Origin of the sequence: Hyphomonas sp. (genome assembly GCF_037969335.1) — a bacterium.
GTDB lineage: Bacteria > Pseudomonadota > Alphaproteobacteria > Caulobacterales > Hyphomonadaceae > Hyphomonas.
The window spans coordinates 1-12,744 of sequence record NZ_JBBKXE010000191.1; the positions used below are offsets into that span (position 1 = coordinate 1).

Sequence of the window (12,744 nt, forward strand, 5' to 3'; positions counted from 1 at the left end):
ACGTTAGCAGTCTGGGCAGGTGAGTGCCAAAGTCCTCCCCTCCCCCGCTGCCAGCGCGACCCATTCAACCCCAGACCCTACGTAGAAAAGCGAGAGGCTCAATCATGAAACTTCGTCCCCTCCACGACCGCGTCGTCGTGCGCCGCGTCAAGGAAGAAGAAAAGTCCAAGGGCGGGATCATCATTCCCGATACAGCCAAGGAAAAACCACAAGAAGGCGTTGTTGTCGCCGTGGGCGCAGGCCTGCTTGATGACGCCGGCAAGCGCATTCCGCTCGACGTGAAAGCGAAAGACCGCGTCCTGTTCGGCAAATGGTCCGGCACGGAAGTCACCGTCGATGGCGAAGAGCTGCTCATCATGAAAGAGAGCGACATCATGGGCGTCCTGGCGAGCTAGTCTCCCAACCCCGTCGCAATTTCCTGAATTTTCAAACTATTCAAAGAGGTAACTCACTATGGCTGCCAAACACGTTGTTTTCGGCTCCGAAGCCCGCGAGAAGATGCTCAAGGGCGTCGACACGCTCGCTAACGCAGTGAAAGTCACGCTCGGCCCTAAAGGCCGTAACGTGGTGATCGAGAAGTCGTTCGGCGCACCGCGCTCCACGAAGGACGGTGTCACCGTCGCAAAAGAAATCGAACTTGAAGACAAGCTGGAGAACATGGGCGCACAAATGTTGCGCGAAGTGGCCTCCAAGGCAAACGACGTCGCCGGTGACGGCACGACGACTGCCACGGTTCTCGCACAGGCCATCGTTCGCGAAGGCATGAAGCGCGTCGCCGCGGGCATGAACCCTATGGACCTGAAGCGCGGCATCGAGAAAGCCTCCGCTGAAGTCGTCAAGGACCTCGCCCACCACGCCAAGAAAGTGAAAACCAACGAAGAGATCGCCCAAGTCGGCACGATCTCGGCAAATGGTGACACTGAAGTCGGCGCGATGATCGCTGAAGCCATGGCGAAAGTCGGCAATGAAGGCGTCATCACGGTTGAAGAAGCCAAGTCGCTGGAAACCGAACTTGATGTCGTTGTAGGCATGCAGTTCGACCGCGGTTACCTGTCGCCTTACTTCATCACCAATGCTGACAAGATGATCACCGAGCAGGAAGATGTCCTCATCCTGCTGCACGAATCGAAACTGTCTTCGCTCCAGCCAATGCTTCCGATCCTCGAAGCCGTGGTCCAGAGCCAGAAGCCGCTCCTGATCATCGCTGAAGACGTTGATGGTGAAGCCCTTGCCACGCTGGTCGTGAACAAGCTGCGCGGCGGCCTCAAGATCGCTGCCGTGAAAGCACCGGGCTTCGGTGACCGCCGCAAGGCCATGCTGCAGGACATCGCTGTCCTGACAGGCGGCCAGGTCATCTCCGAAGACCTCGGCATCAAGCTGGAAAACGTCACGATGGACATGCTCGGCAAAGCCAAGCGCGTGTCGATCACGAAAGACAACACGACCATCGTTGATGGTGGTGGCAAGAAGAAAGACATCGAAGCACGCGTCTCGCAGATCCGTGCCCAGATCGAAGACACGACGTCGGACTATGACCGTGAGAAACTGCAGGAACGCCTGGCGAAACTCGCTGGCGGTGTTGCCGTGATCAAGGTTGGCGGTGCGACCGAAGTCGAAGTGAAAGAGAAGAAAGACCGTGTCGACGACGCGCTGAACGCAACGCGCGCAGCTGTTGAAGAAGGCATTGTTCCTGGTGGCGGCGTGGCCCTGCTGCGGGCTTCCAAGAACATCGACGTTGTTGGTCTCAATGACGACGAAAAAGCCGGCATCGACATCGTCCGCAAGGCGCTGGAAGCTCCGCTTCGCCAGATCGTCGAGAACGCTGGCGTGGAAGGCTCGGTTGTTGTCAACAACATCCTGTCGAACAAGTCGCGCTCGTACGGCTTCAACGCCCAGACCGAAGAATATGGCGACCTGGTTGCCATGGGCGTTATCGACCCTGTGAAAGTGGTTCGTTCTGCCCTGCAGAACGCATCCTCGGTTGCAGCCCTGTTGATCACGACAGAAGCCGCAATTGCCGAAGCTCCGAAGAAAGAGTCCAGCGGCGGCGGTGGCATGCCTGACATGGGCGGCATGGGCGGCATGGGCTTCTAGTCCAGGCGCCAAGCCAACCAAACGAACAGACGGCCCTCCGGAAACGGGGGGCCGTTTTTCATTGCCAACATGTTGCGATGCGCTGATGCCATTGCGGTTTCGGCACCAGTTCGAGCGCTCCGGGACATGGGGGCGAGACAATTGGAAAAAATCGTTCCATAACTCCCCCACTACATGTTTCGTGGGGGGACAAGCGTGGGACGATTTCAATTCAATTCGCGTGGCGTCTCTGTATGTGAGGCGCGGTCCGCATGAAATTGCCAAGATTCCTGGCGCGGTTGCGGTCGCCCGGCGCTGGCGGTGAGGCGATGCCTGAACCGGAGATCGTGGCTACACTGGTTGAGGCGGCCCCTGCCCGCAGCCGCACGGAACGGCTGAACCAGTGGCTGGCGCTGGGCGCGAATATCGGCGTGCTGCTGGGTCTGATCATCCTGATCGTGGAAGTGCGCCAGAACGCGGCCCTGTCGCGTGCCGCGATGGAGCAGAAGAAGAATGATGTCCTCGCCGAGATCGAGTTCAATATCGCCAAGCCGGAAATTTCGGAGATATGGATCAAGTCCATCCGCCATCCGGAGGACCTGACGGACCCGGAGATGCGGACAATGGACGGCATTTTTGTCGCGCTGATGCTGCAATGGGACCATCGCTTCCAGATGGAGGCGGCTGGACTGGCCAGCCGGGCAGATGCACGTCAGCACGTGCTCAACGCGGCCCCCTACTATTTCGGCAGCCGCTTTGCCAAGCACTGGTGGTCGCTGCAGGCGCCCGGCTGGGAAGGCACGCCGATGATGGAAGTGGCCGGCCCGATTGTCGAAGGGCTCGATGAGAACTTCCTCGCCGAATATCTCGACAAGCTGAAACTGCCCCCCATAGGCCTGCCGGCTGAAGCCGCACCTTCAGATCCGGAGGCGCCGCGATGATCCTGCGCCGTGTCATCTCTCATTTCCGCAAACAGGAATGGACCGCGATCGGACTCGACTTCCTGATCGTCGTGGTCGGCGTTTTCATTGGTATTCAGGTCTCGAACTGGAACGCCGCGCGCAATGACAACAGCCTTCGCGTCTACTATCTGGAGCGGCTGCAATCCGATCTCAGTGAAACTATCGCCTATCTGTCGCAGCGCGAGAAGGACAGCGTCGAGAAGCTGGTGGCGATTGAAGGATTCACCAGCGCATTAAACGATCCCCAAATTGGTGATCGACAACTGGTGGAAGCAGCGGGGCAATATTTTACGGTTGGGGCCCAACTGATGGATTTCAAAACCACCCACGCAACATTTGACGATTTGTCCGCTACTGGAAATCTCCAACTTCTGGAAAACCCTGCCCTCATCGAAGCGCTTATCCAACTGCATTCGGAATATGAAATTCAAAACGAAGACCTGCTCGTCAACACGGACTGGGTCCTCATGTCTGAGGTCGAACTCGTGACAAGCTTTGACTGGATGCGGTACGAACAATCGACCCGCCATCTTTTCCCGGAAAAACCCGAGCCAGTTGTGGCCGGCGAACTCCGGGCTGTAACTGATAAGCTTCGCCGTAACGCGGCCTTGCATTTTTGGTTTATGGATACGCTTCACAGCGACTACTCGGCTGTGATCACGCAAACACGGAGCACGCACGACAAAGTAACACTTGAACTGGAAAGGCGCCGATGATCCTCCGCCGCCTCTCCCAGCACATGAAGAACCAGAACTGGTTCGCGGTCACGCTCGACTTTGTCATCGTGGTGACGGGTGTGTTCATCGGTCTTCAGATGTCGAACTGGAACGACAACCGGCAAACACGCCAGCGTGCGGCCGTATTCAGCACCCGCCTCACGCAGGATCTGCGCTATGAAGCTTGGGCGTATGAATATCTGATTGCCTACAACAAGGATGTTCGCGCCGGAGCGAAGGCTGCGCTCGATTCCCTTTCCGGAGCTGTGCCGCTCTCGGATGAGCAATTCCTCGTCAATGCCTATCGCGCGACGCAATACAAATACAGCGACCGCGGGCGCGCGACCTATGACGAGCTGATTTCGACTGGCGACATTGGCCTGATCTACGACGACAAGCTCAGGACAACGGCCATTTCCATTTTCTCGACCACGCTGCTCGATGTGATTGCCGAGGAGGGGCGCGAGGCACCGATCCGGGAGATTTTCCGACGCAAGGTGTCTGCAGATGTTCAGCATGTCGCGCTTGAAAAATGCGGCGACCGCTTCTCTCCAATCGGCGACTATGAAGCCATCGTCGGCTCGCTGGCCTATTCGTGTACGCTCGATCTTGCTCCGGACGAGATCGCCGCTGCTGCCAATCTTCTACGCGCAGACGAGGGGCTCACTGAAGCCCTTCAGATCCGCTTTTCCGACCTTGAGACCGCGATTACCGACCTTGAAAAGGTAAATATGGAAACATTCGGCAACCTGCGCGCCATCGCCGGAAGACAACCATGATCCTCCGCCGCATCTCGGATGCCTTCCGCAAGCAGGACTGGTTCACCGTTGCGGTGGAGACGCTGATCGTTGTGTTCGGCGTCTTCATCGGCCTGCAGGTCAACACCTGGAACGAGGCGCGGGTTCAGGCCCAGACTGCACGGGTCTATATCGAGCGGATTCGCGAGGACCTCGCCGCCAATCAGGAAGACCTCGAACAGCGCGCACTCTATTTCACGCAAACCCGGGATCACGGGCTGGCGGCGCTCGCGGCACTCGACCAGCCGCCAGAAACGCTGGGCGAGGATTTTCTCATCGATGTTTACCAGGCAAGCCAGATCCTGCCGCGGACATTCGGTCGCGACACGTATGATGAAATCCTCTCCGTCGGCGCGGTGAACGCGATCACCGATGTATCGGTGCGAAAACTGCTCGCCAATTTCTATCGCGGCATCGAAGCGCCGCTCGCCGTTGTGGCGCAGTCCGTTCCCTATCGCGAGATCGTTCGAGAGAAATTGTCCTATCCGGCGCAAGTGGCGATTCGCGACGGATGCGCCGAAGTCTCCATCATCAATTCGGCGGGTGAACCGCTCATCTCCCTTCCCGATGATTGTGACATAGATCTGGACCCGAATGAGATATCGCAATCAGTCTCGGCACTCATCGACGCTGACATTCGCGGGCCACTTGTTCGCCGTATCTCAGACCTGGACAACAAGGTCCTGCTGTCGCGGCGTGTCATCGGCCGCGTGAAGGCGCTCGACTCCCATCTTGAGGAACAGCAACAATGATCCTGCGCCGCATGACTGACGCCTTTCGCAAGCAGGACTGGTTCACCGTCGTGGTCGAAACCCTGATCGTCGTGCTCGGCGTGTTTCTCGGCCTGCAGGTGAACAACTGGAACACCGCGCGCGCGCTTGATGTGACCGAGCGCGAATATCTGTATCAGCTGAAAGATGAAATTGCGGAAGCCACCAGCTTCCTTGAGTATCAGGAAACCTATGCGAACACGGTCGTGGCGTCCGGACAGCGGGCGCTGTCCTTCCTGGAGCAGGACGAGCCCTGCACGGAGGACTGCGCCAGCCTGCTCGCCGACTTCTTTCTGGCATCGAACGTCTGGGGCACCGGGATAAACATGTCGATCTATGACGAAATGGAGCGGCTGGGCCTTCCACGAGCGCCGGAAACCCACAGAGCGACGCGACAATATTACGATTATCTCATCGGATGGGACCTCGTGAATCTGGCACCGCCCGCCTATCGCGAAACCGTGCGCGGCTATTTCTCGCCAGATGCGAGCCGCGCCATGTGGCAGAAATGCCATCACCTCATGGGCGGCACCCGGGAAGTCCTGGACAAGGGGTGCACAGACGACCTGGAAAAGTTTGATGCGGCGTTGATGCTCGAGCACATCCGGACCGCGCCGGGCCTGGCTGAACAATTGCGCTTCTGGATCGGGCAGAACAATTTCGCGCTGAAGCAGTATCCCGAGGCCTTGCCCGTTACCCGGGCCGCCGAAGCGGCGATTGATGCCGACCTGGGGATCAAACCATGATCCTGCGCCGCCTCACAGACGCCCTCCGCAAGCAGGACTGGTTTACCGTCGTGATCGAGACGCTGATCGTCGTATTCGGCGTGTTCATCGGTCTGCAGGTGAACAACTGGAATGACGGGGCACGGGACAGGTCAAAGGAAGCCATCGTTCTCGAACAGCTTGCCCGGGAATTCACCTCGACGGTTGAGGCGGCAAAGACAGCGCAGGTCGACGCCGAAGTCTTGCTGACGGCAACGCGGGATGTCCTGAGAGTGATCCGGGATGGCAAGGAGCCCGAAGACAAGGCGGCATTCCTGCAGACCCTGGGCCGCGCGGGCGGATTTGAACCCGGCCCGTCAGAGCCGGTCACGCTGACCGAGTTGATGACGGCAGGCGGGCTATCCGAGTTGTCGTCTCCAGACCTTCGCACGGCGCTGATCCGCTATCACGAGAATGCCGACCACCAACGCGAATTGGCGCGCCTGATTCTGCAGCGCGTGTCTGCGCCGCATGATGGATTTCACGATGCGATCCATGTGAACCCCGACTTTGATCCGGCTTTGGGGAACCGTCTGGACGACTATGACTGGGACCTGATGCCGGGCACGCGCCAGCAATTCCAGACGATCATGTATGGCAAGCTAGGCCTCAGTTACGGCATCGAGGAACAGATCGACCGTGGTGAAGCCGTGCTCGCCGAGATCGAGAAAGTCCGCAAATGATCCTACGCCGCCTGACCAACGCCTTTCGCAAGCAGGACTGGTTCACCGTCGCGGTTGAGACGCTGATTGTGGTGCTCGGTGTTTTCCTCGGTATCCAGCTTGGTAACTGGAATGAAGGTCAGGCGGACATGCGACGTGGCAGCGCCTATTCTCAGCGGCTTGCCATTGATATTCAAACGGATATCCGGGACCGGAGCAACCTGCTTGCTTACTATGAAGCGGTCAATGACAGCGCCGAACGAACGGCTGCCCTGCTGGCCAGCAGTTCACCGGATCCTCGGGAACTGGTCGTCAATGCCTACCGCGCCACCGAATACGCAAACCACCAACCCACGCGCTCAACATGGGACGAGATCGTGTCCTCTGGCGACATTGGCTTGCTGCCGCCAGGTTTTGTTGAGGACGGTTGGGGTTCGTACTTTACAGATATCACCGCAAACAACGCGGCCCAAAACGCTCTGGCATCGTCCTATCGCCAGCGTGTTCGCCGAACCATTCCTCACGAGATTCAACGTGCCATCCGAGAAAGTTGCGGCGACAAAAGAGATGAGATTGGAAATGTCACTGGATTTCGGGCCGACTGTAACCTTGATGTTCCAGACGAGGAGTGGGCGACAGCAGCTGAGGCTCTGTTGAGCGATCCGGAGCTCCTGCCAGATCTCCGGCTGCATTTTTCCAATATTTCATCCGCGCGGGGCGACCTCACTGGCTCCATGTATTCGCTCCAACAAGCTATCGGTGTGCTGGAGAGCGCCTCAACCGGCGCAAAACGGGCGCCGGCTGAATGATCCTCCGCCGCCTCACCGATGCCTTCCGCAAGCAGGACTGGTTCACCGTTTTTGTCGAGACGATGATCGTCGTGCTTGGCGTGTTCCTCGGCCTGCAGGTCAATAACTGGAACGCGGCGCGCGTCATGCGGACAGACGAAGCCGACTTGCTGACGCGGATGATCGTTGAGGCCGAGAAGGCGCGCGTCGACATGGCTGACTATCTCGCCCTGAATACACTCATCCTGAAAGATGCGAAACGTCTGGCCGTGCGTCTTGACGACAGCGCGTATTGTCTTGCCATGGATGACGGGATGAAGGCCCTGATCCTGGGTGTCGGTGACTTTGCTCCGCCCCGGTTTTCACTGGCGTCCGCCAATGAATCTCTGGAAACGGGGCGGCTTTCCCTGATCAAGTCGCCTGAGATACGCGACGGCGTGCGCGACATGGCCGACCAGATGACCTTCATGGATCGCCAGTGGCAGCGCTATATCCGGATCAAACAGGATGCCGAGCAAGCCGCCTATGGCGCAGCAGGCGTTAGCCTGACGAGCGAACAAGATCTGGACACCCGACCCGGGCTGATGGATTGGAGCGGCATGGACCAATACCGGATTCAGACACCAGAAGGCATTTGCGGAAATGCCGAAATCATTGCGCTCGTTTCCAATGTCGCGATCACGCAGCACTTCTACACGTTATATGTCGGCCAAGTTGCAGAGAAGCTCGACGCGTATGCGGCGAGTCTATCTACATATGCCGATGACGGACTTGATCCAATCCAGACAATCACGGACCAGGCCCCATGATCCTGCGCCGCCTCACCAATGCCTTCCGTAAGCAGGACTGGTTCACCGTTGCAGTGGAGACCCTGATCGTCGTGCTCGGCGTGTTCCTCGGCCTGCAGGTCAACAACTGGAACGGCGAGCGGTCGCTGAAGCAGGAGCAGGCCCAGTACCTGGAGCAACTAGAGGCTGAGCATGGCTTGATCGAAACCACGCTAGAAAAGCATGTCGAACGCTATTCCGGATCGGTGGAGGCAACGCGCACCATGCTGCGCCATCTCAGCCGCGAGGAGCCCGTGGATCAGGACCTGCTTGTGGAACTGGCGGAGACTATCGATTCCTACCCGATACCGCCTGGCTCATCGGCCGCGCTGCGGGAATTGATCTCCTCCGGCAAGATGGGACTGATCGAAAGCCGCGCATTGCGCACATCCCTGATGCGCCTGAACGATCATATCGAACTGCTGGCGCGCGCCTATGACGGCAACGCGACAGATTCCTCGACGCTGCTTCCAGCACTCCAACCCTATCTGGAGATCGATCTGACCGAGGCGTCGGACGCATCCTTGAGGCACCCGCAAGTGTCAGTTGTGCGTATCGACCTTGATGGCATGCGGGCCGACGCAGACGTGGCCACAGCCATGAAGATCGACCTGAAAGTGCATGCCAATATGCTGTTCCTGGACGCGCTCGTGCTGGACGAGGTGCGCGAAGTGAGATCGGCTCTGGAAGAAGAAATAGAAAAATGATCCTCCGCCGCCTCTCCAACACCTTCCGGGGGCAGGACTGGTTTACCGTGGCAATGGAAGCCACGGCGCCGGACGCGCCGTGACTCCCCAGTTTGCCTAGAGCAGGTCTCCGCCGGCCGCGGCGGCCGTTGTGCCATCCTTCTTGAAAGCGCGGATGACGTTCTTGCCGGTGATCCACTTGTGCACTTCGTCCGGCCCGTCGACGAGACGCTGGGAGCGGATGTGCGTGTACCAAGCGGCGAGCGGCGTATCGAGGCTGTAGCCGAGCGCGCCGTGGAGCTGGATGGCCGTGTCGACGACCTTGTGCACCATGTTGGCGAGGAAGACCTTGGCGATGCCGTTCTCCTGGCGCAGGTCGAGGCCGTTCTCGGCCTTGTAGGCAATATGCATGAGCATGAGGCGGGCGATGTAGAGTTCGCTGGCGCATTCGGCGAGCATGAACTGGACGCCCTGACGGTCTTCAAGGCCCTTGCCGAAGGTGGAGCGCTTGGTGACATGCTCCGTTGCCAGATCAAGCGCACGCTGGGCCATGGCGACATTGTGCATGCCGTGGCGCAGGCGGCCATAGGCGAGCCGGTGCTGGCCCATGCTGAAGCCGCCGCCTTCGCCGCCGAGCAGGTTTTCTTCCGGCACGATGAGGTTCTCGATCTTCACCTCCGCGTGGCCGCCGCCCATTTCTTCATAATGGGCGCCATGGACAGCCATAGTGGGGATGTCGCGGAGGATCTTGTAGCCGGGGTTTGGCAGCTCGACGATGAAGGTCGAGTATTGCTGGTGGCGCGGGGCGTCCGGGTTGGTTTTGGCCATGACGACGGCTATGTCCGCAGCTGAAGCGGCGCTGGAGAACCATTTCTCGCCGTTCAGGACATAGTTGCCCTTGCCGTCCTTGACGGCGGCTGTCTGCATGCCGGTGGCGTCGGCGCCGGCGGCTTTCTCTGTCATCGAATAGCAGATGCGCTTTTCGCCATTGAACAGTGGCTTGAGATATTTCTCTTTCTGGAAATCGGTGCCGTGGGCTAGCAGCGTGAGCATGGTCGCGTCATCGGGGCCTTGCGAGTTCATCGAGAGGGCGCCGAGATGGCTCTGGCCGAGTTCCATCTGGACCAGCGCATTGGCGAGGGGGCCAAGGCCCATGCCGCCATGTTCGACGGGAATGAAGGGCAGCCAGAGGCCTTGCGCCCGCGCCTTCTTGCGCAGTTCGGCGAGCACGGTCTTGTACGGCTTGCCTGCATCCATGGCTTTCTCGGCGGGGATGCATTCGTCCTGCACCCATTGGCGCACGCGCTCGCGGACTTCTTTAGCGTCATCCGGAATGGTGAAATCGATGGCCATTGTCGTTTACTCCCTGTTTTCCAGACGGGAAGCTAAGACTGAAATGCAGGCTTGCCCATAGGTGCCGCATGGGCAGGGTCTGGACGCGGGCCCGCAACCGGACCAGAGTTTGCGGCAGGCATGGTGGCGGGAGTTCAGGGCGAATGACGGATACAATGGACGTGACGGCGCGGGAACGCGGCGCGGCATGGAAGGCGATCGCGATCTTCATGGGCTTCATGCTGGCGCTGAGCGCGGTGTTCGACACCCTGATGGCACAGCGCGGGGCGATGAGCCTGTTGCTGGTGACGGGCATCATGTGGAGTCCGGGGATTGCGGCGATCCTGACCTGCCTCGTACTGAAGCGGCCGATTGCCAGCCTGCCCTGGCGCTGGGGCGAGTGGCGCTGGAACTGGCTGGCCTGGGCCCTTCCGATTGGCTACGGGCTGGCGATGTATGTGCCGGTCTGGATGCTGGGGCTAGGCGGCAGCGGCTTTCCGAAGGCGGAGACGCTGGCGGATTTCTCCAGCCAGATCGTGAGCGGCGATACGAACATGGCAGCGGTCGTGTTCTGCGTCATCCTGATGGGGACGCTGGGCGTGGTGGCGTCGGCTGCGCGGGCACTGGGCGAGGAGATTGGCTGGCGCGGCTTTCTGATCTGGGAGATGCGCAAGGTGATGCCGTTCTGGGCTGTCGGCCTGGTGTCAGGCCTGATCTGGGCGGTATGGCACTGGCCCGGTATCCTGTTCACCGACTATAATGCGGGCACCGGAAATTTCGTGCTGCAAATGGCGCTGTTCACGCTGTCGATCGCACCGATGGGCATTGTCTATGCCTACCTGGCATTCCGGGCGAACAGCCTGTGGCCAGCGGTGATCCTGCACGCGGCGCACAACCTGTTCCTGCAGCGTATCTTCACGCCGCTGACAGTGGAGGGCGACGGCACGCATCTCTATATCGACGAATTCGGCATCCTGTTGCCAATCGTGAGTGTCGTGCTGGCGGCCTATTTCTACTGGCGCGCCCGAAAGGACGGGATTGCCTGACGTTACGGCCTGTCGCTGCGGCAGGCGTTTTCAGGACGCGAGGGCGGGTCTACAAATCGGGCAAAAGAACATTCCCGAGGAGAGAAACCCATGCAGATCAGCAAAAACACACCGCTTGTCGTCACCGGCGGCGCATCCGGCCTGGGGCAGGCCACCGCCGAAGCCTTTGCCAAGGCGGGCGCCCCTGTCGCCATTTTCGACATCAATGAGGACAAGGGCGAGGCCGTTGCCAAGGCGATTGGCGGCCTGTTCTGCAAGGTCAACATCCTGGACGAGCAATCGGTGCTCGACGGCTTCGAAAAGGCTCGTGCGGCCCACGGGCAGGAACGCGTGACCGTGCATTGCGCCATGACCGCCAAGGGCGGCAAGACGCTGCGCTTCGACAAGGAAACGCATGCCTTCAAGCGACTGCCGACCGAGGATTATGAATTCGGCGCGCAGGGCATCCTGGTCGCCTCCTATCGTGTCGCGTCGATCTCGGCGCTGGGCATGGCGAATGCTGAACCGATCACCGAGGATGGCGAGCGCGGCGTGATCACGCTGACGGCTTCGGTTGCCGCGATGGACGCGCAGATCGGACAGGTTGTCTATGGGTCGTGCAAGGCCGGTGTGAACGGGCTGGTGCTGCCGCTGGCGCGTGACCTGATGGACCTTGGCATCCGCGTGAACTCGATCCTGCCGGGCATCTTTGCCACGCCGCTGATGCTGGGCGCGCCGCAGAAAGTGCTCGACAGCCTCGCTGCATCGGTGCCCTTCCCCAAGCGCCTCGGCAAGCCGGAGGAGTTTGCTTCGCTGGCCATGCAGTTTGCGACCAATGGCTATTTCAACGGCCAGACGATCCGCCTCGACGGCGCGATCCGGATGGCGCCGCGCTGATCTGACGGAAGACGCAGCGTCCATTTACGTTTCAGGCTTTGCTGCCCTCGCGGCAAGGCCTTACACTTGCAGAAAATATAATCAGGGAGAAAAACACCGTGGCCAAGGCTTTTGACTGGAATTTCGGGGATATGCTGGATGCGCTGGGCGAGGTGCTGGGCGACGATGCCCCGGCCCTGATCCATGGCGACCGGGTGATCTCATGGCCCGAAATGACGGCGCGGTCGAACCGGCTGGCGCGGAACCTGCGGGAAATGGGCGCCAAGACTGGCGACAAGGCCGGCTTCTACCTGCGCAACCAGCCGGAATATACCGAAGCGCTGGCCGCCTGTTTCAAGGCGCGGCTGACGCATGTGAATGTCAATTACCGCTATCTCGACGATGAGCTGGTGTATATTTTCGACAATTCGGACTCCACCGTCGTGTTCTACGACGTGGAATTCAT

15 protein-coding genes are annotated in these 12,744 nt (G+C 59.6%); 14 read left to right on the forward strand and 1 reads right to left on the reverse strand.

The window, feature by feature from the left end:
* Window positions 1–104 precede the first annotated feature (104 nt).
* The 11 genes from groES (at window position 105) to AADA04_RS14305 (ending at window position 9,066) form a co-directional block, all read left to right on the forward strand.
* Complete coding sequence (gene groES / locus AADA04_RS14255) at window positions 105–395, forward strand: co-chaperone GroES (protein WP_340693944.1); 291 nt, start codon at window positions 105–107, stop codon at window positions 393–395.
* A gap of 58 nt (window positions 396–453) precedes the next feature.
* The gene (gene groL / locus AADA04_RS14260; RefSeq protein WP_340693945.1) at window positions 454–2,094 is read left to right on the forward strand and encodes a chaperonin GroEL; all 1,641 of its coding nucleotides are present in this window, start codon (window positions 454–456) and stop codon (window positions 2,092–2,094) included.
* A gap of 251 nt (window positions 2,095–2,345) precedes the next feature.
* Window positions 2,346–3,014: a hypothetical protein gene (locus tag AADA04_RS14265; protein ID WP_340693946.1), complete on the forward strand. Its 669-nt coding sequence runs from the start codon at window positions 2,346–2,348 to the stop codon at window positions 3,012–3,014.
* Window positions 3,011–3,751: a DUF6090 family protein gene (locus tag AADA04_RS14270; protein ID WP_340693947.1), complete on the forward strand. Its 741-nt coding sequence runs from the start codon at window positions 3,011–3,013 to the stop codon at window positions 3,749–3,751. The genes AADA04_RS14265 and AADA04_RS14270 overlap by 4 nt, the downstream gene beginning before the upstream one ends.
* Window positions 3,748–4,530 (forward strand): hypothetical protein, encoded by a 783-nt coding sequence (locus AADA04_RS14275; RefSeq protein ID WP_340693948.1) that lies wholly within the window; start codon window positions 3,748–3,750, stop codon window positions 4,528–4,530. The genes AADA04_RS14270 and AADA04_RS14275 overlap by 4 nt, the downstream gene beginning before the upstream one ends.
* Window positions 4,527–5,300 (forward strand): hypothetical protein, encoded by a 774-nt coding sequence (locus tag AADA04_RS14280; RefSeq protein WP_340693949.1) that lies wholly within the window; start codon window positions 4,527–4,529, stop codon window positions 5,298–5,300. Before AADA04_RS14275 ends, AADA04_RS14280 begins: the two co-directional genes overlap by 4 nt.
* Entirely contained in the window at window positions 5,297–6,064 is a 768-nt protein-coding gene (locus AADA04_RS14285; RefSeq protein WP_340693950.1) for a hypothetical protein, read from the forward strand. The genes AADA04_RS14280 and AADA04_RS14285 overlap by 4 nt, the downstream gene beginning before the upstream one ends.
* The gene (locus tag AADA04_RS14290; RefSeq protein ID WP_340693951.1) at window positions 6,061–6,765 is read left to right on the forward strand and encodes a hypothetical protein; all 705 of its coding nucleotides are present in this window, start codon (window positions 6,061–6,063) and stop codon (window positions 6,763–6,765) included. The genes AADA04_RS14285 and AADA04_RS14290 overlap by 4 nt, the downstream gene beginning before the upstream one ends.
* The gene (locus AADA04_RS14295) at window positions 6,762–7,553 is read left to right on the forward strand and encodes a hypothetical protein (RefSeq protein ID WP_340693952.1); all 792 of its coding nucleotides are present in this window, start codon (window positions 6,762–6,764) and stop codon (window positions 7,551–7,553) included. Before AADA04_RS14290 ends, AADA04_RS14295 begins: the two co-directional genes overlap by 4 nt.
* A complete protein-coding gene (locus AADA04_RS14300) occupies window positions 7,550–8,341 on the forward strand; it encodes a hypothetical protein (protein ID WP_340693953.1) in 792 nt (263 codons plus the stop codon). The genes AADA04_RS14295 and AADA04_RS14300 overlap by 4 nt, the downstream gene beginning before the upstream one ends.
* Window positions 8,338–9,066 (forward strand): hypothetical protein, encoded by a 729-nt coding sequence (locus tag AADA04_RS14305; protein WP_340693954.1) that lies wholly within the window; start codon window positions 8,338–8,340, stop codon window positions 9,064–9,066. The genes AADA04_RS14300 and AADA04_RS14305 overlap by 4 nt, the downstream gene beginning before the upstream one ends.
* A 96-nt stretch (window positions 9,067–9,162) precedes the next feature.
* Here the strand turns inward: AADA04_RS14305 and AADA04_RS14310 are convergent, their stop codons facing one another.
* Window positions 9,163–10,398, reverse strand: a complete 1,236-nt coding sequence (locus AADA04_RS14310) for an acyl-CoA dehydrogenase family protein (RefSeq protein WP_340693955.1) — start codon at window positions 10,396–10,398, stop codon at window positions 9,163–9,165.
* Between the two features lie 143 nt (window positions 10,399–10,541).
* Here AADA04_RS14310 and AADA04_RS14315 point away from each other — a divergent pair, with 143 nt between their 5' ends.
* The 3 genes from AADA04_RS14315 to AADA04_RS14325 all read left to right on the forward strand — a co-directional run.
* Window positions 10,542–11,423, forward strand: coding sequence for a type II CAAX endopeptidase family protein (locus AADA04_RS14315; RefSeq protein ID WP_340693956.1), 882 nt, complete (start codon window positions 10,542–10,544; stop codon window positions 11,421–11,423).
* A gap of 90 nt (window positions 11,424–11,513) precedes the next feature.
* On the forward strand, window positions 11,514–12,299 hold the full coding sequence (locus tag AADA04_RS14320) for an SDR family oxidoreductase (RefSeq protein WP_340693957.1): 786 nt from the start codon (window positions 11,514–11,516) through the stop codon (window positions 12,297–12,299).
* A 98-nt stretch (window positions 12,300–12,397) separates the two neighbouring features.
* Window positions 12,398–12,744: AMP-binding protein (locus AADA04_RS14325; protein WP_340693958.1), on the forward strand; the 347-nt coding region annotated here is incomplete at its 3' end.